The sequence below is a fragment of the Archangium gephyra genome (genome assembly GCF_049060025.1).
GTDB classification, from domain to species: domain Bacteria; phylum Myxococcota; class Myxococcia; order Myxococcales; family Myxococcaceae; genus Archangium; species Archangium gephyra_A.
The window spans coordinates 4998416-5024072 of sequence record NZ_JBMEQQ010000002.1 but is presented as its reverse complement, the minus strand read 5'-3'; the positions used below and the strand labels follow the sequence as shown (position 1 = coordinate 5024072).

Below are 25657 nucleotides of genomic sequence, written 5' to 3'. Positions count from 1 at the left end.
TGCGGTACCGGGCGCGCCTCAGGCGCTGGCGAGCTTCGGGGCGGACGCGGACGCCGGGGCGCCCGGGTTGAGGTTGCCCGTCAGGTACTTGCCGGAGAAGCACGCGGTGCAGAAGGTGGTGCGCTCCTTGTCTCCCACCGCGCTGCCCAGGCCCTCCATGGAGATGTAGCCCAGCGTGTCCGCCGTCACGTAGCGGGCGATCTCCTCCACGCTGTGGCTGGAGGCGATGAGCTCCTGCCGGCTCGGCGTGTCGATGCCGTAGTAGCAGGGCCACTGCGTGGGCGGAGAGGAGATGCGCAGGTGCACCTCCAGCGCGCCGGCCGCCTTGAGCATCTTCACGATCTTCCGGCTCGTGGTGCCGCGCACGATGGAGTCGTCCACCACCACCACGCGCTTGCCCTTGAGCACCTGGCGCACCGCCGACAGCTTCAGCTTCACGCCGAAGTGGCGGATGGACTGCTGGGGCTCGATGAAGGTGCGGCCCACGTAGTGGCTGCGGATGAGGCCCACGTCGTACGGGATGCCGCTCGCCTGCGCGTAGCCGATGGCCGCGGGCACGCCCGAGTCCGGCACCGCGATGACCAGGTCCGCCCCGGGCGTCGGCTGCTCCTTGGCCAACTGCCGGCCCATCTCCTTGCGCGTCTCGTACACGCTCGTGCCGAACAGCACCGAGTCCGGCTTGGCGAAGTACACGTGCTCGAAGATGCAGCGGCCCAGCCGCGTGGGCGGGAAGGGCTGGCTGGCGTGCAGGCCCGTCTCGTCGATGACCACCATCTCCCCGGCCTCGAGCTTCGCGCAGGTACTCGGCCTCGATGAGATCCAACGCCGTCGTCTCGCTGGCCAGCACCCAGCTGTTCTTCACCATGCCGAGCACCAGCGGGCGGAAGCCGTTGGGATCTCTCACCGCCACCAGCTTCTTGTCGGTGAGGAAGAGGATGCTGTAGGCGCCCTTCACCTTGGAGAGGGCCTCGACGACCTTCTGCTCGAAGGTGGGCTGCTTGGAGCGGGCGATGAGGTGGATGACCACCTCGGTGTCCGAGTCCGACTGGAAGATGGCGCCGTCGGCCTCGAGCTGGGTGCGCAACTCCTGCGCGTTCACCAGGTTGCCGTTGTGGGCCACCGCGAGCTGGCCGCCCACGTACTCCACCGTGAGGGGCTGGGCGTTCTTGAGCTGGCTGACGCCCGCCGTGGAGTAGCGCACATGGCCGATGGCCGCGCTGCCCGGCAGCTTCTCGAGCACCGGCGCGGTGAAGATGTCCGCCACGAGTCCCATTTCCCGGTGGGCCCGAAGATTCTGGCCGTCCGAGGCGACGATGCCGGCGGACTCCTGCCCGCGGTGCTGCAGGGCATGCAGGCCGAGGTACGTCAGGTTGGACGCTTCTGCGTTACCAACGATTCCGAAGATCCCACACATGCCGCGAGCCTTACCCCCTTCGGGTGCCGAACGGAACGGAGAACGGTTCCCCCTCCGAGGGGTATTCCGGGAGGGGATGTGGGGAAGGAGCAGGCAGCCGGACAGTCCCCCGGAATTCCCCGGCTGGAGGTAGGCTTCCCCTCTTCATGTCTTCGCGCTCGCGGCCCTGGCTGCGCACCCTGCTTCCCCTGACACTCCTGACCGTGGGCTCCGCGTATTCGCTCGCCTCCTGGAACTGGTGTGGACGGTGGGGCGAGCGGGCGCCCGTGGTGCTCGAGCAGGCGAGGGCCGAGGGGCCCTTGCGAGCCGGTGCGGCGAAGGTGCCCCTGGCTCCACCCTATCCCGTGGTGGTGGCGGGCTATGGGCCTCCCCGCCCCGAGGCCAGCCAGGCGGACGTCGCGCCCCAGGCCCGGGCCGTGGTGCTGGCCACGGGGGACCTGAAGGTGGGGCTGGTGTCGCTGGAGCTGCTGCTGGTGACGGACGAGCTCGTGGCCGCGGTGCGCGAGCGGGCCGCCGGACTGGGGCTCCAGCACATCCTGGTGGTGGCCACGCACTCGCACTCGTCCTTCGGGGGCTACGACTCGCGGCTGGTGTCGCAACTGGTGGGCACCGGGCGTTTCCGGAAGGCGGCGCTGGAGGCGGCGGTGGCCGGGGCCAGCGAGGCGCTGCGTCAGTCGGTGGCGCGGCTCGCCGAGGTTTCCCTGGAGGTGGGAGAGGCGCGGGAGCCGGGCCTGGTGCGCTCGCGCTCGGGGGGAGAGGACCCGGATGGCGCCCTCACCCGCGCGGTGCTGAGGGGCGCGGAGGGGCCGGTGGCGGAGCTGCTGGTGTTCGCCGCGCACCCCGCGATGGTGCCGAGGAAGCGGGACTTCGTGGATCCGGACTGGCCGGGGCGGCTGAGCCTGCTGCGCGAGGAGCGGGGTGGGGTGACGCTGGTGCTGCAGGGTGCGGGAGGCAACGTCTCGGTGGCCTTCAACGAGGGCGAGGGCGTGGAGAAGGTGCTGGGGTACGCGCGGGCGGTGGCGGGGCTGGCCGAGCGCGCGGCGCCGGTGGCGGCCGGGAGCGCGAAGCTGGCCTTCGCGCGGGTGGAGGTGGCGCTGCCGAGGCCGGACGCCTCGCGGCTGGTGCCGTCGTACTCGCGGGCGGCGGGGGACAACTTCCTGTGCGCGTCGTCCTCGCGGACGGCAGAGGTGGGGGCGCTGACGCTGGGGCCGCTGGAGCTGCTGCTGCTGCCGGGCGAGCCCACGGTGGACGCGGGGGCGGCGCTGCTGCGGCGCACGGGGGCCACGGGCGTGCTGGGGCTGGTGGACGGTTACGTGGGCTACGTGGAGACGCCCGAGCGGGTGCAAGCGGGCGAGGGCGAGTCGCGCCGCCAGTACTTCGGCCCCGCGCTGCTGGAGCGCCTGGCCACGGGGGCGGATGAGGCCGCCCGGGCCGCGGGCTTCACGCGCTGATCGGACCGCTCAGATCTTCTCGAGCTTCTCGAACTTCGAGTCCTCGTCCCGCTTCTTGAAGAGCAGGGCGGTGCGGCCCAGGAGCTGCGCCAGCTCGGCCCCGGTGCCCTCGGCGAGCTTCTTGGCGGCCTCGTGGCGGTCCTCCGGGCCCTCGTTGATCTTCACCTTGATGCAGCTCGTGGTCCTGCAGCGCCTGCTCGACGGCGGCGATGACGCCCTCGGTGACGCCCGACTGGCCCACGATGACCACCGGCTCCAGGTGGTGTCCCAGCCCGCGAAGGTGGCGGCGCTGTTTTCCGGTCAACGGCAAGATGCTTCTCCTCGTGTGGGGGAGCGCTTGGAAGCACTCCCGGGGTGGCGCACCCTACTTCTTTTGCGCCGCTTGCGCCGCCATGCGGATCTCCCGCTGCGCGTCGATGTGATTGGGCTGGACCTCCACCGTCTTCTGGAAGTGCTTCAGCGCGCCGTGGTTGTCACCGCATAGCTTGGCGATGACCCCCAGGAAATAGTGCCCCGAGGCCACCTTGTCGTTCTGCTTCAGACAGAAACTGGATGTCCTTGTAGGCCTCGTTGTAGCCCACCTTCTTGTCCTCGAAGGTGAAGAAGCGGGCGTAGCCGCGCCAGGCGTAGAACTCGGGCTCCTCGGGGTTGAGCTGGATGGCCTCGTCGAGCAGCTTGGCGGCGTCGGCGAACTTGCGGGCCTTGATGTAGAGGCCGGCCTTGCGGAAGAGCTCCTCGCTCTTGAGGATGGCCTCCACGTCCACCTGCGACGGCTTGCTGCCGCCAGTCTTGCAGCTCCTCGATGTACGCGGCGCGGGCCTTGTCGTCCGAGAGCGCGCGGTAGGCATCGCCGATGTAGCCGAAGATGTCGGCCTTGAGCTTCTCCAGCTCCGGGGGCGCGCCGGGAGGCAGCGTGTCCGGGTGGTACTGCTTGGCCAGCTTGAAGTAGGCGATCTTCACCGCCGGGCCGTTGGTGTCCGCGCCCAGGTTCAGCCGCTCGAAGTGGTTCTGCTCCTTCAGCTTGGCGGCGAGCTTCCCGGAGCGCGGGAATCTCGCTGGCGCCCTGCGCGGAGCCCGGGGCCGCCGCGGGAGCGGGAGCCTGGGCGGGAGCGGCCGGTTTCGCCGCGGGAGCGGCGGTGGCGGCGGGCGCCGCCGGGCGAGGAGCCTGGGGCGCGGCGGAAGGAGGAGGCGAGGCGGGCTTCGCCGCGGCGGTGGGCTGCGGAGCGGCGGCGGAGGGCGGAGCCGCCGGACGGGGCGCGGTGACCTGGGGAACGGCGCCCGCCTGGGCGACACCCGGAGACGTGGGGCGGGCCGCCTGGGGCGCGGCGGCGGGAGGCGTGGCCGGTTTGGCGGCGGGGGCCACGGGAGGAGCCGTCTTGGCGGCGGGAGCCACGGGCGGCGCCGTCTTGGCGGCGGGGGCCACGGGAGGAGCCGTCTTGGCGGCGGGCTGGGCCGCCGGAGCATTCGGCTGCGTGGGAGGCGGAGCCGCCACACGCGGGGCCACGGCCGCGAAGGACACCCCATCGAGCTCCTTGAGGAGGAACACGATGCGCAGCAGGTGGTCGGCGTCCTGGGGCAGGTCGTTGAGGAGCTGGCCGGCCGAGCGCACCCCGTCGATGAGGGCGAGCACGCGCACCTCGTGAGGGGTGAGCCGCAGGTCGCCGGTGGCCACGCGTCCGTTGGCCTTCATCACCGGCAGGTTCAGCACGGGCTGGAGCCGGCGGCGGAGGTCCGCGCTGGGGATGCGGCGCACGAGGTCGCTCAGCACGGCCCACTTGTTGCCCAGCGGCATGGCCTTGGCGGGGGGCAGCTCCCTGGCCTCGAAGGTGAAGGAGCCGGACTCGGCGCGCAGGCCCTTGAGGAGGATGGCCTGGGCGCGGTGGGCGAGCTGGGTGAAGGCGGAGGCGGGCTGGAGGAGCCCCAGGCCGAAGAGGGCGGCGAGCAGCTCCCCGCCGAAGCGGCCCTTGGCGGCCTCGGCCTGCTGGAGCTGCTCGGCGGTGGCGAGCTTCGCCTGGACGAGCCAGGTGCCGAGCGTGTCCTCGGGGTGGGTGGAGTCGATGAACTCGGGGTTGCCCTTGCGGAAGTGGATGCTGACGGCGCAGTCGGCGAGGGTGAGCGTGAGCAGCCCCGTGTGGTTGCCGGCGGCGATGAGGCCGTAGAGGCGCACGGGCGAGTGCGTCTCGAGCGGTCCGCTGGTGGGAGGCGGCTCGTCGGGAGCGGCGGAGACGGAGGGGAAGGTGGCCGACGGGCGTGCGACGGCCGGTGCCGGAGCGGCGGCTGGGGGAGGCGCCGCCGGAGCGGGCTGCGCGGGTGCACCGGGCGCGGCGGGGCGTGGGGCGGCCGCGACGGGTATCCCACCGGGCACCGTGGCGGAGGGCGGGCGAGCGGCACCCGGAGGCACCGCACCGGGGTTGGCGACGGGCACACCGGCCCCGGGAACAGGAGGACGGGTGACGGCGGGACCGGCGACAGGCACACCCGTACCGGGAACGGGAGGACGGGTGACGGCGGGACCGGCGACGGGCACACCGGCCCCGGGAACAGGAGGACGGGTGACGGCGGGACCGGCGGCGGGCACACCGGCCCCGGGAGGGGGAGGCCGGGCCATGGCACCGGGGCCGGCGACGGGCACACCCGCGCCAGGAGGAGGACGGGCCACGGCACCCGGGCCCGCGATGGGCACACCCGCCCCGGCCACGGGAGGCCGGGTCATGGCACGAGGGGCCGCCGCGGGCGCACCTGGAGCGGGCGGGGCCGCGGGGACGCTCGGACCTGGGGGCACGACGTCGCCCCACGTCTCGCGCGGGAAGGAATCGCGGAGGTGCGGGAAGCGCCCGGGGAAGGCGAAATTGATGCCGTCCTCGGACACCTGGAGCCGCCCCTGGATGATGCCGTTATCGATGAGCAGCTCGATGGTCGGCAGGGCGAGCGGACCCCAGATGGTCCCCTGTTCGTTCCGCACGAAGTATTGCCGGACTTCTCCCTCCGCCATCTCGGATGTCGCTCCTTGTGTGCCTGAGGCACCCTAACCCGGTCCCAACGGGGTTGCTAACGTGGTTGCTACGGCGCTTCCAGCGAGGCCAGTCCGATGAGGCTCAGACAGGCCAGATCGGCGTCCTGGGCGCTGGGCGGGTCGAAACAGTAGACCTCGGTGTCGAACACCTTGCACAGGCCCTTGGGGGTGGCCGCGCAGGACACCTTGGAATAGGCCTTGGTGCAGCCGTAGCCGCACACCGGCTGGCCGTCGCTGAGCTGGCACTGCAAGGGGGGCAGGTTCTTGCCATAGGCACAGAGCACCTCGGCGGGCGGGTCGACGCAGGTGAGCTGCATGCCATCGCTCTTGCAGGCGCCCATGGGCGTCTTGTTGCAGGCCACCTTCCCGGCGCCCAGGGTGCACTTGTAGCCGCACGCGTTTTCCAGGCCGTTGCCGCGGCACTCGGCGCGAGGCGTGTCCTTGCCATGGACGGCGTACACCTCGGGGGGCGGATCGAAACAGATGATGTTGTCGTTGCGCCCGGCGCACACGCCCGCGGGAGTGCGCGCGCACTTCACCTTGCCGGGCTGGGTGGCGCACTGGTAGCCGCAGGCCACCTGTCCGTCGACGACCTTGCACTCGGGCTCGGGCAGCGCGCTGCCGTAGATGCGGACGATATGGGGGGGCGGGTCGAAGCAGACGGCCTGGCCGTCCAGGACCTGGCAGGTGCCCTGGGGCGTCTGCGCGCACTGCACGCGCCGCCCATCCGACTTGCACTGGTAGCCACACGCCACGTGCCCGTCGATGGCGCGGCAGGTGGGCCCTTTCGGGTCCACGGGCGCGGGCGGGGCGGACAGCAGCACGAGGGTCATCACGGAAACGAGAGACGCGAGCACGGAGGGACCTCGGCGGGGGGCGTTCCCCGAATTGACGCCCAGAGTCGGTGCGCACGCAAGCTTTGGACGTGGTAGGTGGCCGCTCGTGGAAGTCACCGCACTCGAAATCGTCCTGTTGTGTGTCGCGGCCCTCACGGCCGGTGTGGTGGATGCCATCGCCGGAGGAGGAGGGCTCGTGACGCTGCCCGCTCTCCTGGCGACCGGCCTGCCACCGCACGAGGCGCTGGGCACCAACAAGGGGCAGTCGGTGTTCGGCGCGTTCGCGGCGCTGGTGCGCTTCTACCGGGCGGGGCTGCTGAACAAGCAGCTCGCGACCGTCACCTTCCCGCTGGGGCTGGTGGGCTCGTTCCTCGGCGCGGGGCTGGTGCTGCTGATGCGTCCCGAGGTCCTCAAGCCCGTGGTGCTCACCCTGCTGGTGATCGTCGCGGTCTTCCTGGCCTTCCGCCGGGGACCGCCGCCGGGCGAGCGGCCGGAGCCTCCCCGCAAGCGGCTGCTGGCGCTGGGCGCGGTCATCGCGCTGGTCATCGGCACCTATGACGGCTTCTTCGGGCCGGGGACGGGGACGTTCCTCATCATCGCCTTCTCGGGGCTGCTGGGGCACGGGCTGACGAAGGCCTCGGCGGACGCGAAGGTGGTGAACTTCGCCTCCAACCTCGCGGCGGTGAGCCTCTTCGCCTACCGGGGCCTGGTGCTCTGGCACGTGGCCCTGCCCATGGCGGCGGCCCAGTTCGCCGGTGGGTGGATTGGCGCGCACATGGCCGTGCGCGGGGGTGACAAGCTGGTGCGCAAGGTGGTGCTGCTGGTGGTGGTGGCCCTCGTGCTCAAGCTGGGCCGGGACGTGTTCGCCGGGTGAGCCCGCTCAGCCGATGAACACCAGCAGGCCGTGGCCGCGCTTCACCACGGTGGCCGCGAACTTCTTCAGCTCGTCGAAGTAGGAGAAGAGCTCCTCTTCCGGGTCCAGGTCGGGCGGCGGCTCCTCCCAGAAGCCCGGGTAGATGTCCTCTTCCTGGAGGCGCGCGGGCTCGTAGCGCTTGCGCAGCGTGTCCTCGGAGAGGGCGTCGAGCGCCTTGGAGAGGGCCTTCACCTGGTCCGGCGTGAAGACGCGCGCGGTGCCCTCGTCCGAGGGGATGTCGCCCACGTCCTGGCCGCCGCGCACCAGGAAGTCCAGCGGTGCCTTGCCCTCCCAGGCGGTGCCCGTCATCAGGTACTGCAGACCATGCCAGGTCTCACCGATGTCGAGGTCCAGGAAGCGCGCGCCCTCCGCGTCGCCGAAGTCCTCCTCGTCGTCGATGAACTCCTCGAGCTTGTCGGGGTGCTCGAGCAGCTTCTGGCGCTGGGTGTCCGTCAGGCTGCGCAGGGTGCAGAGCATCTCCATCCGTTTCTCCTGCCCGGTTCACGGGGGCGCCGACCTTACCAGCGGATCACAAACCCTCGAAAGGATTGAGCCCATGAGGGTGTGTCCTCCGGAGGGACCGGGCAATCCCTCGGGATTTGAATGTTTTTCCATTTTTCTGGGATGAGCCCGTTTTCGGGGCCTCTATAGGGAGAGCTTCACTCCATCCCCACCTGGCGGCGCGGAGACGCCGCCCCCCGGAGGTTGTCTTCATGAGGAAACACCCGTTCGTTCCGGCGCTCGCCATCGCGAGCGCCGTCCCGGCGTTGCTGTTCGGATGCGGCGGAGAGGTCACGCCCCTCGAGGCGGAGGCCGAGGCCGCGGCCATCGCGAGCATCGAGGCAGGTCTCGCATGTAACACGAAGATCACCTACGGCGACGCGTGGATGCGTCCGTCGGGGCACACGGCCCAGTTCGATATCGCGGCCGGTTCGGTGACCTGGGACGGCACCTGCCACAACGACGGCATCAACTCCTATGTGGTGCTCTCGAACGGGTGGAAGCCGTACTTCCGCGGCCTCAACTCGTGCGTGCTGGCGTTCGACTCGACGTGCGCCACCACCGCCTCGTGCTCGACGCGCATCACGTATGGGGCCTCGTGGATCCACCCGTCGCACCCGGCGATGTACGACGACGCGGGTGGGCGCGTGTTCTGGGACCGGGCGTGCGTCAACGAGGGCACCAACTCCTACGCCACGCTCTCGAACACCTGGACGCCGTACTTCACCGGCTCGAACGCGTGCGCCATGTCGTTCCGGTACACGGAGTGTGGCGGGCTCTACAAGAACCCGGTGTACCCCACCGGCTGCGCCGATCCGGGCGTCGTGCATGATGGGACCCAGTACATCGCCACCTGCACGTCGGGGAATGCCACCGACGCGTTTCCGCTCCGCACCTCGAAGGACCTGGTGAACTGGTCGGCCGCGGGCGTCATCTTCCCGTCGGCCCGGAAGCCCACGTGGGCCAAGAGCGACTACTGGGCGCCGGAGATCCACCGCGTCGGGACGGGCTACATCGCGTACTACACCGCGCGTCATGTGAACGGAAAGCTGTCCATCGGTGCCGCCACCGCCACGAGCGCGCTCGGACCGTACACCGACATCGGCGCGCCCCTCGTGCACGACTCGGCCATGGGGATGATCGACGCCACCACGTTCGTGGATACCGCCGGGGTGCGGTACCTCGTGTGGAAGGCGGACGGCAACGCGGTCGGTCAGCCGACGCCCATCTACGGTCAGCAGCTCTCGGCGGATGGCAAGTCGCTGGTCGGCACGCGCAGGACGCTGATCTCCAACAACCTGGGCTGGGAAGGCGGCGTCGTCGAGGCCCCGTGGGTCGTCGCGAAGGACGGCTACTACTACCTCTTCTACAGCGGCAACGCCTATTACGACGGCCGCTATGCCATTGGCGTCGCCCGTGCGACGAGCCCGCTGGGGACGTACACGAAGCTCGGCGCGCCGATCCTCAAGAGCACTGGCACGTGGGTCGGCCCGGGGCATGGCTCGGTCGTCCGTTCGCCCGCGGGCACCACGAGCATGGTCTATCACGCGTGGGACAGCGGCCACACCGGGCGCTACCTGCTGGTGGACCCCATCCTCTGGCGCAACGGCTGGCCCGAGATGCCCGAGGCGCCGTCCGCCACGTCGCGGCCCATGCCGTAGTCACCGCTTCACCGGAGGGCCCTCTCCAGCGAGGAGAGGGCGCTCTCACCGCAGCAACTCGCCCACGCGGCGCCGGGCCTCCTCCACCTGCTCCCGCGTGGCGAGGAAGGCCCCGTTGAACGCCGGGCACTCGTCCACGAGCTCCCGCATCGCGGCGAACGCCGCCTTCGAGAGGAAGGGGGCGAGGTGCACCCATCGCTTCCGGGAGGCCCAGGGCTTGCCGGAGGCGATGTCCCGCGCGAGCTGGGCGCGTGCCCGCGCGGCCTCTCCCCGTTCCGCGGGCACCCGGCGGGCGAGCGCGGCGTCGAAAGCACAGGCGCTCCGCATCACCACGTCCTCGTGGAGCACCCGCCACCCCTGGCCGAAGCACGGGACGAGCCCCTCCCGGGCGAGGAGTTCCCCGGCACGCGAGCGGTCCCCGGCGGCCTCCGGATGCGCTTCCAGCCCGAGGTTGCACGTGGCGATGGCCATCTGCGCCGCCTCCAGTGCGCGCAAGGGCCGGCCCGCGTGGCCGCAGCCGGAGACCAGGACGTTGGCCAGGTAGCCCAGCTCCTGCATGCACCGGGAGAAGGCCTCGGGGGCCTCGCCCTGGATCCAGGCCAGGGCTTCGCGGAGGGCCGTGGCCGAGGCGTGCGTTCCGGTGCCATCGCCCGAGCCGAGCAGGGCCATGGGGGGCGATGCCGTCAGCACCTCCGCCTCCTGGAGGAGGTGGAGCAGGGGCAGGGTGGAGGCGGGTTGCCCGGGCCGTGCGCCTTCCACTCCAGGGGGCGGCGTCCGTGTGGCCTCCCGCTGAGCCCGGACGTAGCCGCGGGTGATGGGGTCGTCTCCCACGCGCCCGGACCTCGCGAGGCCCAGGAAGGCCGCCGCGTCCGTGGGGGCGACGAAGCCCTCGCGCTCCCGCCGCTCCTCGCGCGCCTGGGAGACGTCCGTTTCGAGCTGCTCTGCCGTGGTGAGGACCGCGTACAGCCCGCCATGGTCCTCGATGAGCTCCGAGGCGAGGTGACAACAGCGCTCGAGCAGACGCGTGAGCAGCTCATGGTGCGACTCGTCGAGCGCGACGAGTACCGAGAGCACCGCATCCCACGACTCCGGCCGGCGGGCGATGAGGAGGAACCGGTCCAGCTCATGGCTCAGGCTGCTCTCCAGCGCCTTGTCCACGAGGGCCTCGTCCGCCCATCCCTCGCCCGGGCGCAGGCGCTCCATCGTCAGCACATCCAGGTCCAGCACGAGGAGCTGTCCGGACAGCGCGAAGGTGACGAAGTCCTCGTCCATCTCCGCGAGCCTGGCCGCCGCCCGGTCCGCCCCCATCTCGAGCATCACCTCCAGCCAGAGGCCGAAGCGCTCCGCGTCGAACCGCTCCTGGCGGCCCGGGCGCTCGCTGCGCCACAGGTCCTCGTCGAAGATGCGCGCCAGCTGCTGCGTCGTGGCGAGTGCCACCAACTCCCCCGCGTCCTCCAACCCGACGTGGTGGATGAGGCGCGTCAGGGCGGGCGCCGGGAGCTGCTGGAGGGCCGAGACCTGTTCCGGGCTCTCGAGGATGCGGTACAGCAGCGACCGGGTATCCACGCTTCTGCTCAGTGGGCTCGCCATGCGTGCCTCCCTCTATAGATGAACAAGTGGTTCATTTTTGACGGATGCGAAGACTCCGGAGTGGGCCCGGCCCCTCGCCTGCTCAGGACTCGAAGAGCGCCGCGAGCCCGGTCAGGTGGTAGCGGGAGAGGGCCTCCACGGCCTCGCGGATGTCCCGCTCCTGCTCGAAGTGACGGAGGATGCGCCCCAGGGTTGTGACGTAGCTCCGGTAGAGCTCCTCGAGCGCGAAGCGCGTGGGGTGGGCGGGCCGGGCGTGGAAGTGGGCGGTGGCGGACTCGAGCAGGAACTGGACCAGCTCTTCCGCGAAGTGCTCATGCGGAGTGCCCTCGGGGCCCGAGAGCAGCACGACGACACGCAGGCGGTTGCTCAGACTGAAGGCCAGTACCTCCTCGGACAGCAGGCGATAGGGCGCCGTGGGCTCCAGCTTCCGGAGGTCCTTCACACCCCGGGCCGCCTCGACGCGCTGCTTCAGGAGGCGCCGGAAGGTGGTGACGAAGGTTCCGGGGAGGGCGGCCTCGTAGAGGGCGTTCTTGTTCTCGAAGTAACGGTAGATGTTGCCGGTGGAGACCCGGGCGGCCGAGGCGATCTCCGCCATGCTGGCGCTCCGGAATCCCTTGCGCGCGAACACCTCGAGCGCGGCCGCGAGGATGGCCTCGTGAACCTCGTCCTTGAGGTACTGCGCCATCCCGCGCCTCCTCATGAGTGAATGGCTCATTCACTATTATGCGCCACTCCGGGTAAAGGCAAGAGGCGGGAAGGGCAGCCGGGCGGGCCGTGGTTGGAGCGTTATGGTGCGTATAAGAAGGACAGGGTGGCTCGCGGGGCACCGTTGCCCGAGGGGCGGATTGGACCTAAGAGGCAACCGGCCCCGCTCGTGAGCCAGGCCCCCCGCCACCGATTCGAGGACGCAGCATGTCGCAAACCCCTCTGCACATCGCCCAGGACTTTCCACCCACCTCGGTCGAGGAGTGGCGTCGCCTCGTGGACAAGGACCTGAAGGGAAAGCCCTTCACGTCCCTCCAGTCCGCACTCGAAGGGGGCCTCACGCTTCAGCCGCTGTACTCGCGGGAGGACGTGGGCCAGGCCGCCCCGCCCGAGCCTCCCGGCGTCGCCCCCTTCCTGCGTGGGACGCACCCGCTCGGCCTGACGGAAGGCGGCTGGCTCGTCTGCCAGGAGTACGGCGAGCCCGACGTGGCCATTGCCGCCGAGGTCATCCGGGTCGATCTCGATCGGGGTGTCTCGGGCCTGTGGCTCCGCCTCGGTGAGACCCGGGGCATCCAGGTGCGCGACGCCGCTGGCATGGAGCGCCTCCTCGCCCATGTCCCGCTCTCCAAGACGCCCGTCTACCTGGAGTCCGAGGACAACGCCTCGTCCATGGCGGCCCTCCTGCTTCAGGCCGCCGAGCGCACCCAGACCCCGCGTGAGGCCCTCCGGGGTTGCCTCGGGGTGGATCCGCTCGGCGTCCTGGCTCGCACGGGCGCTCTGCGGAGCGGGCTCCAGGCGGCCTTCGCGGAAGCGGCCCCGCTCGTCACGTCCACGCGCAAGGGCTCACCGGGGCTGCGCGCGCTCCTCGTCTCAACGCGGGCCTACGCCGATGCGGGCGCCACGTCCGTGCACGAGCTGGCGTGGGCGATCGCCACCGGCGTGGAGTACCTGCGCGGGCTCGAGCGTGCCGGGGTTCCTCCCGAGGACGCGGCCCGCTCCGTCCAGTTCTCGTTCTCGGTGGGCAGCCAGTTCTTCCCCGAGATCGCCAAGCTCCGTGCAGCGCGGCTCCTGTGGTCCAAGGCCGTCGCGGCCTCGGGCGGTTCTCCCGAGGCGCAGGCCATGGTGCTCCACGCCCGCACGGCGGCCGCCACCAAGACGCAGCGGGACCCGTGGGTGAACATCCTGCGTTCGACCTCCGAGTCCTTCGCGGCCGTCATCGGCGGGGCCGACAGCATCACCACGTCGCCCTTCGACGAAGCGATCGGACTGCCCGACGAGGGCTCCCGCCGCATTGCCCGCAACACGCAGCTCATCCTGCGAGATGAGTCGAGCCTGAACCGCGTCACGGACCCCGCGGGTGGCAGCTACTACATCGAGCAGCTCACCCTCGACTTCGCCCGCGCCGCCTGGACCGAGTTCCGGCGCATCGAGGCGCTCGGCGGCATGACGGCGGCGCTCGTGCAGGGTGACATCGCCCGGGTGCTCGCGGAGACGGTCGCGGCCCGGAACAAGGCCATCCGCACGCGCCGCCTGCCCATCGTGGGCGTGAGCGAGTTCCCGAATCTCGACGAGCAGTCCGTGCGCAGAACCCCGCGCTCGCCCGAGGCCCCCGCATCGGGCGGACCGGCCGAGCTGCGGATGACGCCGCTGCGTCCGGTGCGTATGGCCGAGCCCTTCGAGTCGCTGCGGGACGCGAGCGACCGCTACCTCGCGGCGCACGGGCATCGTCCCCGGGCGTTCATGGCCAACCTCGGTACGGTGGCGGAGCACACGGCCCGTGCGATGTGGATCGCCAATGCGCTGGCCGCGGGAGGCATCGATCCGCTGCAGCACCATGGCTTCGCCGATGTGGCCCAGGCCGCTTCGCTCATCGCGGCCTCCGGAGCCCAGCTCGTGGTGATCTCCGGTCCGGATGCGATGTATCCCGAGTGGGTGCCCGCCCTGACGGCTGCCCTCAAGCAGCAGAGCGGACGAATCGTGGCCGTCGCGGGCCGCCCTGGTGAGCACGAGGGTGCGTTCCGGGCGGCGGGGGTCGACCTGTTCATCTACGCGGGTGCCGACCTGTTCGAGACCTTGTCTTCGCTGCACAAGCAGCTCGGAGTGTCCTGATGCGCAGCAACGTGCCGAATTTCGCGGAGATCGACTTCGACGCCCCCGAGACGCTCTCGCCCGCGTCCACGCGCGACTCGCTGCGGCGGAGCGCTCACGAGAGCACGCAGCGCGCCGAGCCCTGGATCACCCCCGAGGGCATTCCCGTCAAGCCCGTGTTCTCCGCCGAGGATCTCCAGGGCGTCGAGCACCTCGGGACGATGCCGGGCCTGCCGCCCTTCGTTCGGGGCCCGTACTCGACGATGTACGTGCAGCAGCCCTGGACCGTCCGGCAGTACGCTGGCTTCTCCACGGCCGAGGCCTCCAACGCCTTCTACCGCCGCAACCTCGCGGCCGGTCAGAAGGGGCTCTCCATCGCCTTCGATCTCGCCACGCACCGCGGTTACGACAGCGATCACCCGCGGGTGACTGGCGACGTGGGCATGGCGGGCGTGGCCATCGACTCCATCAAGGACATGCGCATCCTGTTCGATCGCATCCCGCTGGATCAGATGAGCGTGTCGATGACGATGAACGGCGCGGTGCTCCCCATCCTCGCGCTCTACGTGGTCGCGGCCGAGGAGCAGGGCGTACGTTCCGAGCAGCTCAGCGGAACCATCCAGAACGACATCCTCAAGGAGTTCATGGTCCGCAATACGTACATCTACCCGCCCGGGCCCTCGATGCGGATCATCGGCGACATCTTCCGCTTCACGGCCGAGAAGATGCCGCGCTTCAACAGCATCAGCATCAGCGGCTACCACATGCAGGAGGCCGGGGCGACGCAGGACCTGGAGCTCGGCTACACCCTCGCCGACGGCGTCGAGTACGTGCGCGCGGGACTCGCGGCCGGACTGGACGTGGATGCCTTCGCGCCGCGCCTGTCGTTCTTCTGGGCCATCGGCATGAACTTCTTCATGGAGGTGGCGAAGATGCGCGCGGCCCGGATGATCTGGGCCCGGCTCATCAAGGACTTCAAGCCGAAGAGCAGCAAGAGCATGGCGCTGCGCACCCACTGCCAGACGTCCGGCTGGAGCCTCACCGCGCAGGACGTGTTCAACAACGTGGTCCGCACGTGCATCGAGGCGATGGCGGCCACCCAGGGCCACACCCAGAGTCTCCACACCAACTCGCTCGACGAGGCCATCGCGCTGCCCACGGACTTCAGCGCGCGCATCGCCCGCAATACCCAGCTCTATCTCCAGCTCGAGAGCGGGACCACGCGGGTGATCGACCCGTGGGGCGGCAGCTACTACGTCGAGCGGCTCACCCATGAACTCGCCCAGAAGGCGTGGGCGCACATCCAGGAGGTCGAGGCGCTCGGAGGCATGACCAAGGCCATCGAGAAGGGCCTGCCCAAGCTGCGCATCGAGGAGGCCGCGGCGCGGACGCAGGCGCGTATCGACTCGGGCCGCCAGGCCATCATCGGCGTGAACAAGTATCCGCTCGAGCGCGAGGAGTCCCTGGAGATCCTCAAGGTGGACAACACGGCGGTGCGCGAGTCGCAGATCGCCCGGCTGCGCGAGCTGCGTGCCGAGCGCAACCCGGCCGACGTGAAGCAGAAGCTGGAGGCGCTCACCCAGGCCGCTCAGCGCAGCGAGGGCAACCTGCTCGCGCTGGCGATCGATGCGGCGCGCGCCAAGGCGACGGTGGGGGAAATCAGCGAGGCGCTGGAGAAGGTCTTCGGGCGCTACGAGGCCACGGTGCGAAGCATCTCGGGTGTGTACTCCAGTGAGGCGGGCAAGGACGCGCAGGGTATTGTCAGGGCTCGCGAGAGGGCCGATGCGTTCCTGGCGAAGCACGGGCGGCGTCCGCGCATCCTCATCGCGAAGATGGGCCAGGACGGACACGACCGCGGGCAGAAGGTCATCGCGACGGCGTTCGCGGATCTGGGCTTCGACGTGGACATCGGGCCGCTCTTCCAGACGCCCGAGGAGTCCGCCCGCCAGGCGGTCGAGAACGACGTGCACATCGTCGGTGCGAGCTCGCTCGCCGCGGGACACCTGACGCTCGTTCCCCAGCTCAAGAAGGCGCTCGGGGAGCTGGGCCGTGAGGACATCATGGTGGTGGTCGGCGGCGTGATTCCGGCCCAGGACTACGAGGCCCTGCGGGAGGCTGGCGCCGTGGCGATCTTCGGCCCGGGCACGGTCATCGCGAAGGCGGCCATCGAGCTGCTCGACAAGCTCGACGCCGCGCTGGGGGATTCTTGAAGCCCCTGCAGGCCGACGCGTACGTCGAGGGCGTGCGCGCGGGGGAGCGCGCCATGCTCGCCCGCACCATCACGCTCATCGAGAGCGAGCACCCCAGGCACGAGGCGCTCGCGCAGGAGGTGCTCACCCGGTTGCTGCCCTACACGGGCGGGGCGCTGCGGGTGGGCATCAGCGGCGTGCCGGGCGTGGGGAAGAGCACGTTCATCGACGCGCTCGGGATGCACCTGGTGGGGCTCGGCAAGCGCGTGGCGGTGCTCGCGATCGATCCGTCGAGCACGGTCTCGGGCGGGAGCATCCTGGGCGACAAGACGCGGATGGCGCGGCTGTCGCGCGAGAGCCTCGCGTACATCCGTCCCAGCCCTTCCAGCGGAACCCTGGGAGGCGTGGCCCGCAAGACGCGCGAGACGCTGCTGCTGTGCGAGGCCGCCGGCTTCGACGTGGTGCTGGTGGAGACCGTGGGGGTCGGCCAGTCGGAGACGGTCGTGGCCGACATGGTGGACTTCTACCTGGTGCTCATGCTGGCGGGAGCAGGGGACGAGCTGCAGGGCATCAAGCGCGGCATCCTCGAGATCGCGGACATGCTCGCGATCAACAAGGCGGACGGAGACAACGCGATCCGCGCGGAGCGGGCGCGGTCCGAGTATCGCGCGGCGCTGCACCTGATGCGCCCGGGAGCGGAGCCCGACATCACGACCTGCAGCGCGCTGGAGAACACCGGCATCGAGCGCGTGTGGTCGTCGATCGAGAAACGCCTGGAGGCCCAGCGGGCGTCGGGCGAGCTGGAGAAGCGCCGCAGGGTGCAGCAGGTCCAGTGGATGTGGTCGATGATCGAGGACGGGCTGCGCGCCGCCCTGCATGCGCATCCCGGTGTGGCCTCGCTCGGGCCCGCGCTGGAGCGCGATGTTCGTGAGGGCCGTGCGACCCCCACACTCGCGGCCCGGCGTGTCCTGGAGACATTTCTCCCAGGGCCCCGGAGTTAATCCTCTTCAGACTATCCCCTCTCCCCTCGGGAGAGGGTCAGGGTGAGGGTGCCCGGGCCCGTTCTTCAACCCGTGGCCCGCAGTGGGGACAGCGGGTTCAACCCGGGTTCACCCGAAACCCTCACCCCGTCCCTCTCCCGGAGGGAGAGGGGAAATTGTCCTACTCGACCACCACGAGCTTCGCGTTGATCTCCACCGCGGTGCCTTCCTTGGCCGGCAGCTCCACCACCTTGCCGGCCTTGGGGCTCTTCAGCTCGTTCTCCATCTTCATCGCCTCGATGACGACCAGGCCCTGTCCCTCCTTCACCTCGTCGCCCACCTTCACCAGCACCTTCACCACCTTGCCGGGCATGGGGGCCGAGATGACCTGCTTGCCCTCCACCGAGAAGCCCGCCGTGGCCGCGCGCAGCCGCAGCCGCCGCTCGTCCGCCACGTCGATGCGGTTCACCTGCCCCCGCACCGACACCTGCACCTCGTCACCCTGCTCGTCGAACTCGACGCTGTAGGACGTTCCATCCACCAGCATGGACACCGCGCCGTGGTCCAGCGTCAGCGCGTCCACGATGAAGGTCTTTCCGCCGTGCGTGAGCTTGAAGCGGTTCTCGCCGGCCGACTCGATGTCCACCGGCACCGCTTCCTTCTGTCCCTGCAGCTTCGCGAAGTAACGCATTGGAATCGATTCCCCGTGGAGTTAGCGCCCGCGGCGGTTCGCCAGCCGCCACGCCGAGATGCCGCCCTTGCCGCCCTCGGACGTCGCCTGGGTCAGCGTCTTCGCCTTCTTCTGATCCCGCTGGTACGCGTACACCACGCTCGCCAGCAGCGCGGCCTCCGTCAGCTGCGGATCCTCGCCCTTGCCCAGCAGCGTCTCGTGCTCGCGCGTGAGGAAGCTCGTGTCGTAGTCGCCCTCGACGAACTCCGGGTGCGAGAGGATCGCCTTCAGGTAGCGCGTGTTGGTGGTGATGCCCTTCACCACGTACTCGGTCAGCGCCCGCTTCGCCCGCTCGATGGCCTCGCGCCGCGTGGGAGCCCACACGGACAGCTTGGAGATCATCGGATCGTAGAAGTTGGGCACCGTGTACCCGGGGAACACACCCGAGTCGTCGCGCAGGTACGGGCCACCCGGCACACGCAGGTAGTTGATGCGGCCCGGGCTCGGCATGAAGTTGCGCGCCGGATCCTCCGCGTAGACGCGCACCTCGATGGAGTGCCCGTTGGGCGTGGGCGCCTCGGTGTACGGGAGCTTCTCGCCCTCGGCGACCTTGATCTGCCAGGCCACCAGATCCAACCCCGTCACCCACTCCGTCACCGGGTGCTCCACCTGGAGGCGGGTGTTCATCTCCAGGAAGTAGAAGTTGCGGTGCACGTCCACGAGGAACTCCACCGTGCCCGCGCCCACGTAGCCCACGGCCTTGGCGGCCTTCACCGCCACCTCGCCCATCTTCGCGCGCATCTCCGGGGTGAGGATGGGGCTGGGCGTCTCCTCCACCACCTTCTGGTGGCGGCGCTGCGCCGAGCACTCGCGCTCGTTGAGGTGGATGGTGTTGCCGTACTGGTCGGCGAACACCTGGATCTCCACGTGGTGCGGCTTCTCGAGGTACTTCTCGATGTAGACGGCGTCGTTGCCGAAGGCGTTCATCGCCTCGCTCTTGGCTGCGCGCCAGGAGGACTCGAACTCCTCCATCCGCTCCACCTTGCGCATGCCCTTGCCGCCACCGCCGCCGGCCGCCTTGAGCATCACCGGCACGCCAATCTTCTCGGCGTAGGCGCGGGCCTCCTCGACGGTGGCGATGGGCTCGGCGGTGCCGGGGACGACGGGCACGCCGGCCTTGATCATGTTCTGGCGGGCGCGCGTCTTCTCGCCCATGGCGTCCATGGCGCTGGCGGGCGGGCCAATGAAGATGATGCCGGCCTTCTCGCACGCGCGCACGAAGGACGCGTTCTCCGAGAGGAAGCCGTAGCCGGGATGGATGGCGTCCGCGCCGGCCTTCTTGGCGGCCTCCAGAATCCGCTCCTGCACGAGATAGCTCTCACGCGAGGGCGGGGGGCCCACCAGGAAGGCCTGATCGGCGGTGCGGACGTGCAGGGCGGAGCGGTCCGCCTCGGAGTAGACCGCCACCGTGGCGATGCCGAGCTCCTTGCAGGTGCGCATCACCCGGACGGCGATCTCTCCGCGGTTGGCGATGAGGATTTTGCGGATCTTGGCCATGGGCGCTCCCTTTAGCACAGGGGAGCGCGGGCTCGGCGAGCACGTTGGCGGCGAGGAGCACTCCCCGTCCGCCAATACGCTCTTCTACTCGGAGCCTGTAGCGGCTACTTGCGGTTGCTGAGGTACTGCTCCATCAGCCGGCGGGCCTCGCTCAGCTTGGCGTCGACGAAGCGGTCATCCTCGTCCGGCTCGGGCGGCGGAGGCGGCTGCTCCTGGCGGCGGCCCTTGCCGGGGGTGGCCGGGGCGTTGGGGTCCTCGTTGCCGAAGTCCACCGCCGCGGCGAGCAGGTTGCGGGCGGTCGCCCCGCCGTCGAGCAGGCGGCCGAGCAGGGGCGCTTCCACGCCCAGCCAGCGAGCGGTCTGACGCACCACGTCGATGTACTCGCCCTCGAGGGAGCGGGAGGGACGGCCGGGCTCACTCAGGGAGGCGCGGCCATAGCTGCCGGCTTTGTCGGTGTAGAGGCCCACCGCCTGGTCGCGGAAGTCGCGCGCCACGGAGCGGACGAGGGAGTCGAGGTGGTCCTCGGGGACGGCCTTGCCACCGGAGGGGCTCAGCTTCAGCTCGGCCACGCGCCAGCCGGCATCGGCCAGGGCGGTCGCGGACTCGACCCAGCGGACCTCCGGGAGGGGAACGTTGGCGGACTCACACGCCCGGGAGAGCGTCTGGCGCAGGGCGGCGAGGTTGCCTTCGATGTCGGCGAGGAAGAGGACGAGGCGGGGTTGAGACAAAAGGGGGCTCCTTATGTGGTGCGTCCCTTCAAAGCCTGAACGCCCCCCCTAAAATTTCCCGGGGAGGCGTTCCACTGTTTCTCGGGGCGAATCCCTTGCCTGCCTGCCTGCTTACAGCGGGATGTTGCCGTGCTTGCGCGGGGGGTTCTCCTGGCGCTTGTTCTTGAGCATCTCCAGGGCGCGGATGACCTTGGCGCGCGTCTCCTCGGGGCGGATGACCTCGTCGATGTAGCCGAGCTCGGCCGCCTTGAAGGGGTTGGCGAACTTCTCGCGGTACTCGTTCACCAGCCGGGTGCGCTCGGCGTTGGCGTCCGAGGCCTTGAGCAACTCGTTGCGGAAGATGATGTTGACCGCGCCCTCGGGGCCCATGACGGCGATCTCCGCCGTGGGGTAGGCGTAGTTGATGTCCGCGCGGATGTGCTTGGAGGCCATCACGTCGTAGGCCCCGCCGTAGGCCTTGCGGGTGATGAGGGTGATTTTGGGGACGGTGGCCTCGGCGAAGGCGTAGAGCAGCTTGGCGCCGTGGGTGATGATGCCGCCCCACTCCTGGTCGGTGCCGGGCAGGAAGCCGGGCACGTCCACCAGGGTGATGAGGGGGATGTTGAAGCAGTCGCAGAAGCGCACGAAGCGCGCCGCCTTCACGCTCGCGTCGATGTCGAGGCAGCCCGCGAGCACGGCCGGTTGGTTGGCCACGATGCCCACCGACTTGCCGTTCATGCGGGCGAAGCCGATGACCATGTTCTTCGCGAAGTGCTCCTGCACCTCGAAGAAGTGCTTGTTGTCCACGACAGCGCGGATGATCTCCTTGATGTCGTAGGGCTTGTTCGGGTTGCTGGGGACGACCGTCTTGAGGCTCTCGTCGGCGCGGAACGGATCGTCATCGCACGGCTGGGCGGGAGGGTCCTCCTGGTTGTTGGAGGGGAGGAAGGAGAGCAGCTCGCGCGTCATGAGGATGGCGGCCTGCTCGTTCTCCGCGGCGAAGTGCGCCACGCCGGACTTCTGGTTGTGCGCGAGCGCGCCGCCCAGGTCCTCCTTGGTCACCTCCTGGTGCGTCACCGTCTTGATGACGTCCGGGCCGGTGATGAACATGTAGGAGGTGTCCTTCACCATCATGATGAAGTCCGTGATGGCCGGCGAGTACACCGCGCCGCCCGCGCACGGGCCCAGGATGAGGGAGATTTGCGGCACCACGCCCGAGGCGAGGGTGTTGCGCAGGAAGATGTCGGCGTAGCCGGCGAGGCTCTCGACGCCCTCCTGGATGCGCGCGCCGCCCGAGTCGTTCAGGCCGATGACGGGAGCGCCCACGCGCATGGCCATGTCCATGATCTTGCAGATCTTCTGGGCATAGGCGCCGGAGAGCGAGCCGCCGAAGACGGTGAAGTCCTGGGCGAAGACGAAGATCTGCCGGCCCTCGACGGTGCCGTAGCCGGTGACGACGCCGTCGCCGAGGATCTTCTTGTCACCCATGCCGAAGTCGTTGCTGCGGTGGGTGACGAACTTGTCCATCTCCGTGAAGGAGCCGGGATCGAGCAGCAGATCGATGCGCTCGCGAGCGGTGAGCTTGCCGGCCTCGTGCTGCTTGGCGATGCGGTCAGCGCCACCGCCCAGCTCGGCCTGCTTCTCCATCTGCTGCAGCCGGGCGCGAAGGGGATCCTTTTCCGTGGTTCCGTCCATGGGGCGCGCATCTAGCACGATTGGACCCGGGAGGGGGACCCACGGCGTAGGCGCGGGGAGGCCCTGGATGGCGAGGAATGAGCGTCACTTCTAGGCGTCTAGAAGTGATGTGGGGGGATGTACGATTCCACTTCTAGGCGTCTAGAAGTGACGAGGGCCCGTACCCCTCGATGCTTCCCGCCGCCTCTGGAGCACAGCACCATGCGCGGTGGCATGACCCTTCGCGTCATCGATCGAGTCGTTCGAGCTATCGGGTGGTGCCCTCGTCTGGGCGTGCTGGCCCTGGCGTTGGGTGTGCTGCTGGTGGGGTGCGCCACGGCGGCACCGCCCATGAGCGAAGCGGCAGTGGATGGGGAGGCACGGGTCTTCGCTACCCTGCCGACGGACTTCGCGCCGGTGCAGGTGGGGGATGCCGAGTTCTCAACCGCCATGGCGGGTCTGGTGCTGGACATGCCGCTGCGGGTGGTGCCCGCGCCGGCGCCCATGTGGGCAGGCCGTAGGTACGCGCTGACTTCCGGGTCAATGGAAGGGCAGGCGTGTCAGCCGGAGCTGGCCGGGTCCTACGGACGCTTCTGCGCACGGCGCGGCACTCCGGGCGATTGTCTCTCCCTCTTCGAAGATGGGGCGTGCCTTCAGGACGATGACAAGCGCCGCATCGCGCTGGCGCTGGCCGTGGAACCCGCGCTGGAAGGCGTGGACGCGGAGTTGCGGACGATGCTCGACCCCACGCGCGTGGCGGCCATGGCGAGCCTTACCATCACGGCCTACATGGCCTTGATCGTGGCACCGGAACCTGCATCAGGACACCTGTGTTAGCGGGAATGGATGTGATGATGGTGGTGCTGCGTGGGACGGCGTGACGTCCGTTTTCGAGCAAGGGCGGCCTGGATGAGCTGCTCCACCTCGTGGGTCAGCCGGAAGCAGAAATTGCCCTTCGGTAGAGCGCGCTCGGGCGTGAGGATGCCCTTCTTTATCCAGTACCGCACGGTGTCCCAGGTTACTCCGTACTTCTCGACGAGCCCGCGCGTGGAGTAGCGGCCGTCCGGCAGACGAGCCGGCGGGCGCGGATGGTGACTGTGACCTCGGTGATGCGGCGGTTTGCCCGGTGCGTAGCCCTGCTCGCGCGCCCTGGCCAGGAGCGCCTCCAATTCGGGCGTCATCTCGAACCAGAAGGGCTCCTTGTTCCACTTGTGCATGGGCGTGCGGCTGTGCACGGGGGTTATCAGGCCGCGGTGGACCCAGTAGTGGACCATGGGGGCCGTCACTCCGAAATGCGCGATGAGACCGCGGACGGAATAGAGCCCCTGCTCGTCGCGCTCGGGCGCGCGGATGCTGAATCCTCCAGCAGTTCGTCCAGCACGAATGCCCTCTCGCTTGCGAATGCCCGCCACCAGGCGGTTGGTGAAGGTGTGCCGCAGGCCGCTCTTCAAGCCACGCCGGTTGAGCTCCTCTGCTATTTGCGAATCGCAGTAATGCTTCCTGGCGAGCTTGCGAATCTTGGCGATGACTTGGGGTGACGTCCTTCTGGATTCGGAAAATGTGGGCCGAGGCGTCTGCAACTCGGTGATGGCCCCTGTCTTCCAGAGGATTCGGATGCGGGTGGCCCGCTTGGGCACGTCCACCGGCGAGAGCACCACCTCTTGGATGAGCAGCCGCAGTATCCGCTTCTTGTCCGAGTTGGTCGTGGTCGGCGCGTTCCACAGCGCGGGCAGGTCGCCCGCCAGCGTTAGTATCTTCTTCTTGTCCTTGTCCGAGAGCTTCCAGCGGACGGGTGCTCCTGGCCTGCTCGTACTCATGCTCGACCCGCGCGAGTTCCTCGAGCTTCTGATTCCATCGCGACTCCAGCGTGCGGGCCACCACGCGATTCTCCGGCTCCACGGCGTTGTACTGGCGCTCGGCGCGCTGGGCCTCGTAGCGCACCCGCTCCAGGCGCAGCTTCCACTGGCGGTTGACCTCCTCGGCCTGCCGCTCCACCTCCTTGAGGACCGCCAGCGACAGGTCCAATTCGGGCGGGGCGAAAGCCACCAGCAGGGTCTCGACTATCTTGTCGTCAATGCGGCGTGCGACTGTGGACCAGCAGTTGCCCTCGCCATAGATGCGCCGGCTGCACTGGTAGCTGGGGTCGTCGGCGACGGAGTAGTCCGGGTGCATCCGCCGGCCACACTTGCCGCACAGCACCAGCCCCTGGAGCAACGCCGGACCTCCGCGTGGCGCACCTCGGCCGCGCACATGCGCCCCTCTGACCGCATTGTCTTCGAGGCGCTTCAAGTTCTCCAGGTACTGCTCCCAGGAGATGTACGCGGGGTGCGCATCGCGCAGGAACGCATGCCACTGCTCTGGCTCCTGGAGCGTCTCGTGCTTGCGTCGCATCTCTCCTTCGACGAGGACGCGCCGGTCGCGATTGCGGCCCCAGGCGTAGGCTCCGGCGTAGACTGGATTGCGCAGGATGGACACGGCACGCGGGACATCCAACGCGTGCCAGCGAATTTCCGCCGGAGCGCCCCGGTGGGCATGCCGTGAGGGGAAGAGCAGCTTGTTGCGGGTGAAGTAACGCACGGCGCCGCTGACACTGCCCTCCAGGCGGAAGCGCTCGAAGAGGAGACGGAGGGCCTTCTGCACCTGCTCGTCGGGGTCGAAGACGAGCGCACCGTCCTCGAAGATGTAGCCGGTGGGCGGGGGATAGACGAGCTCACCCTTCTTCGCCTTGTGCAGGATGCCGCCTTGCAGGCGCAGGCGCATGGAGTGGCGCTCGGCGTCACTCATGGTGCCCTTCATGCCCAGCACCAGCCGGTCATTGAAGTCGTTGGCGTCGTAGACGCCATCGTCATCGATGATGAGCGTGTCGGAGAGCGCACAGAGGTCGAGCAGCCGATGCCAATCGGATGAGGAGCGCGCCAGGCGTGACACCTCCAGCGACAAGACGGCGCCCACCTTGCCGAGGCTGACCTCGGCCGTCAGCCGCTGGAAGCCCTTGCGCCGGGTGGCACTGGCACCGCTCTGACCCAGGTCCTCATCGATGACCTCCACCTGAGTGGCGTCCCAGCCGAGTTTCTTGGCCAGCTCCACCAGGGCGTACTGGCGCTCAGTCGACTCGCGGTGCTCGTGGACCTGCAACAGGGTGGATTGGCGGATGTACACCAGCGCGGGTCTGGCCAGGTGCTCTGACCGAATCTTGGTGCTCATCTCTTGCCTCGCTTCCCGCGGGAGCCTTGGTGAGGGCCTTGAACAGCACGTCGGCCAGCACGCCCAGCAGCTCGTGCCGGGCCGCCGCGGGCAGTGCGGTGAAGAGCTCGCCCGGCGATGACCGGCCGTTGGCGCTTCTCGTCCGACGCACTACCTTCCTGGTCATGGAGCCGGGACTTATTCCTCAAGTCATCGAGAAGAACACTCAGCTCGCGGAGCGATTCAGGGTGCAGCTTCGGACATTTCCCTCGGAACTCGAGCGGTGGGGGCCTGGGCCGTAGGTCCGTCCAATCCTCGGGAACCTTCGCGAGCCGGCCATCGGGAAACAGCAGCACGACGCTGGGGCGGCCGAGGTAGCGCAGGCGCTGCTGCACGGGGAATGCACGCCCCACGAACGGATGGAGCGGGTGGGTGATGACCACCCAATCTCTCGACGGCTGCGTCTTTAAGGGGGGGCGTCGTTGGGGGCTTGCCCGAACCGTTATCGAAGGGGGCCGCGGCTGC

At 69.4% G+C, this 25657-nt stretch carries 19 protein-coding genes and 3 pseudogenes; 7 read left to right on the top strand and 15 right to left on the bottom strand.

The genetic code is table 11. The features are described 5' to 3' along the window. Positions 1–18: 18 nt before the first annotated feature. A pseudogene (gene purF, locus ACN28I_RS21860) lies at positions 19–1414 on the bottom strand (amidophosphoribosyltransferase). Between the two features lie 146 nt (positions 1415–1560). Between purF and ACN28I_RS21855 the strand changes: the two are divergent. Next, a complete protein-coding gene (locus tag ACN28I_RS21855; protein ID WP_420943891.1) occupies positions 1561–2865 on the top strand; it encodes a hypothetical protein in 1305 nt (434 codons plus the stop codon). A 9-nt stretch (positions 2866–2874) separates the two neighbouring features. Here ACN28I_RS21855 and ACN28I_RS21850 read toward each other — a convergent pair whose 3' ends face one another. The 4 genes and pseudogenes from ACN28I_RS21850 to ACN28I_RS21835 all read right to left on the bottom strand — a co-directional run bounded on the left by ACN28I_RS21850 (position 2875) and on the right by ACN28I_RS21835 (position 6735). Further along, the gene (locus tag ACN28I_RS21850) at positions 2875–3030 is read right to left on the bottom strand and encodes a hypothetical protein (RefSeq protein ID WP_420943890.1); all 156 of its coding nucleotides are present in this window, start codon (positions 3028–3030) and stop codon (positions 2875–2877) included. Positions 3031–3402: 372 nt separating this feature from the next. Next, positions 3403–4329, bottom strand: a complete 927-nt coding sequence (locus ACN28I_RS21845; RefSeq protein ID WP_420948693.1) for a DnaJ domain-containing protein — start codon at positions 4327–4329, stop codon at positions 3403–3405. Positions 4330–4660: 331 nt separating this feature from the next. After that, positions 4661–5473: pseudogene (locus tag ACN28I_RS21840) on the bottom strand (DUF4388 domain-containing protein); the annotation flags it as partial. Positions 5474–5925: 452 nt separating this feature from the next. Then, on the bottom strand, positions 5926–6735 hold the full coding sequence (locus tag ACN28I_RS21835) for a hypothetical protein (protein WP_420943889.1): 810 nt from the start codon (positions 6733–6735) through the stop codon (positions 5926–5928). Between the two features lie 85 nt (positions 6736–6820). Between ACN28I_RS21835 and ACN28I_RS21830 the strand changes: the two genes are divergently transcribed. Continuing rightward, complete coding sequence (locus tag ACN28I_RS21830; RefSeq protein WP_420943888.1) at positions 6821–7588, top strand: TSUP family transporter; 768 nt, start codon at positions 6821–6823, stop codon at positions 7586–7588. A 6-nt stretch (positions 7589–7594) separates the two neighbouring features. On the opposite strand, the gene ACN28I_RS21825 is transcribed toward ACN28I_RS21830, so the two are convergent. After that, entirely contained in the window at positions 7595–8110 is a 516-nt protein-coding gene (locus ACN28I_RS21825; RefSeq protein ID WP_420943887.1) for a YfbM family protein, read from the bottom strand. Positions 8111–8340: 230 nt separating this feature from the next. Between ACN28I_RS21825 and ACN28I_RS21820 the strand changes: the two genes are divergently transcribed. Beyond that, the gene (locus ACN28I_RS21820) at positions 8341–9789 is read left to right on the top strand and encodes a glycoside hydrolase family 43 protein (protein WP_420943886.1); all 1449 of its coding nucleotides are present in this window, start codon (positions 8341–8343) and stop codon (positions 9787–9789) included. Between the two features lie 45 nt (positions 9790–9834). Here the strand turns inward: ACN28I_RS21820 and ACN28I_RS21815 are convergent, their stop codons facing one another. Beyond that, positions 9835–11379: a DUF6178 family protein gene (locus tag ACN28I_RS21815; protein WP_420943885.1), complete on the bottom strand. Its 1545-nt coding sequence runs from the start codon at positions 11377–11379 to the stop codon at positions 9835–9837. A gap of 82 nt (positions 11380–11461) precedes the next feature. Further along, positions 11462–12064, bottom strand: coding sequence for a helix-turn-helix domain-containing protein (locus tag ACN28I_RS21810; RefSeq protein WP_420943884.1), 603 nt, complete (start codon positions 12062–12064; stop codon positions 11462–11464). Between the two features lie 227 nt (positions 12065–12291). Here ACN28I_RS21810 and ACN28I_RS21805 point away from each other — a divergent pair, with 227 nt between their 5' ends. Genes ACN28I_RS21805 through meaB form a run of 3 tightly spaced genes read left to right on the top strand, consistent with a single transcriptional unit; the run spans position 12292 to position 17362 of the window. Beyond that, positions 12292–14193 (top strand): methylmalonyl-CoA mutase family protein, encoded by a 1902-nt coding sequence (locus ACN28I_RS21805; RefSeq protein ID WP_420943883.1) that lies wholly within the window; start codon positions 12292–12294, stop codon positions 14191–14193. Beyond that, positions 14193–16382 carry a methylmalonyl-CoA mutase gene (gene scpA / locus ACN28I_RS21800; RefSeq protein ID WP_420943882.1) on the top strand — a complete coding sequence of 730 codons (2190 nt, stop codon included), beginning with the start codon at positions 14193–14195 and terminating at the stop codon, positions 16380–16382. Before ACN28I_RS21805 ends, scpA begins: the two co-directional genes overlap by 1 nt. Then, a complete protein-coding gene (gene meaB, locus ACN28I_RS21795) occupies positions 16379–17362 on the top strand; it encodes a methylmalonyl Co-A mutase-associated GTPase MeaB (protein ID WP_420943881.1) in 984 nt (327 codons plus the stop codon). The genes scpA and meaB overlap by 4 nt, the downstream gene beginning before the upstream one ends. Positions 17363–17522: 160 nt before the next feature. Here the strand turns inward: meaB and ACN28I_RS21790 are convergent, their stop codons facing one another. From ACN28I_RS21790 to ACN28I_RS21775, 4 genes are all read right to left on the bottom strand, one after another. Next, positions 17523–18032, bottom strand: coding sequence for a biotin/lipoyl-containing protein (locus ACN28I_RS21790; protein ID WP_420943880.1), 510 nt, complete (start codon positions 18030–18032; stop codon positions 17523–17525). A gap of 21 nt (positions 18033–18053) precedes the next feature. Beyond that, positions 18054–19568, bottom strand: coding sequence for an acetyl-CoA carboxylase biotin carboxylase subunit (gene accC, locus ACN28I_RS21785; protein WP_420943879.1), 1515 nt, complete (start codon positions 19566–19568; stop codon positions 18054–18056). Positions 19569–19672: 104 nt separating this feature from the next. After that, on the bottom strand, positions 19673–20296 hold the full coding sequence (locus ACN28I_RS21780; protein WP_420943878.1) for a hypothetical protein: 624 nt from the start codon (positions 20294–20296) through the stop codon (positions 19673–19675). A gap of 111 nt (positions 20297–20407) precedes the next feature. Further along, positions 20408–21970, bottom strand: coding sequence for an acyl-CoA carboxylase subunit beta (locus ACN28I_RS21775; RefSeq protein WP_420943877.1), 1563 nt, complete (start codon positions 21968–21970; stop codon positions 20408–20410). 201 nt (positions 21971–22171) lie between these two features. On the opposite strand from ACN28I_RS21775, the gene ACN28I_RS21770 reads away from it, so the two are divergent. After that, on the top strand, positions 22172–22786 hold the full coding sequence (locus ACN28I_RS21770) for a hypothetical protein (RefSeq protein WP_420943876.1): 615 nt from the start codon (positions 22172–22174) through the stop codon (positions 22784–22786). On the opposite strand, the gene ACN28I_RS21765 is transcribed toward ACN28I_RS21770, so the two are convergent. The 3 genes and pseudogenes from ACN28I_RS21765 to ACN28I_RS21755 all read right to left on the bottom strand — a co-directional run bounded on the left by ACN28I_RS21765 (position 22783) and on the right by ACN28I_RS21755 (position 25575). Beyond that, the gene (locus ACN28I_RS21765) at positions 22783–23766 is read right to left on the bottom strand and encodes a hypothetical protein (protein WP_420948890.1); all 984 of its coding nucleotides are present in this window, start codon (positions 23764–23766) and stop codon (positions 22783–22785) included. The two genes, ACN28I_RS21770 and ACN28I_RS21765, sit on opposite strands and share 4 nt — an antisense overlap. Before the next feature lie 301 nt (positions 23767–24067). Then, positions 24068–25153: pseudogene (locus ACN28I_RS21760) on the bottom strand (recombinase family protein); the annotation flags it as partial. Then, the gene (locus tag ACN28I_RS21755; RefSeq protein ID WP_420943875.1) at positions 25150–25575 is read right to left on the bottom strand and encodes a DUF5372 family protein; all 426 of its coding nucleotides are present in this window, start codon (positions 25573–25575) and stop codon (positions 25150–25152) included. The pseudogene ACN28I_RS21760 and the gene ACN28I_RS21755, both read right to left, overlap by 4 nt. Positions 25576–25657: the final 82 nt, after the last annotated feature.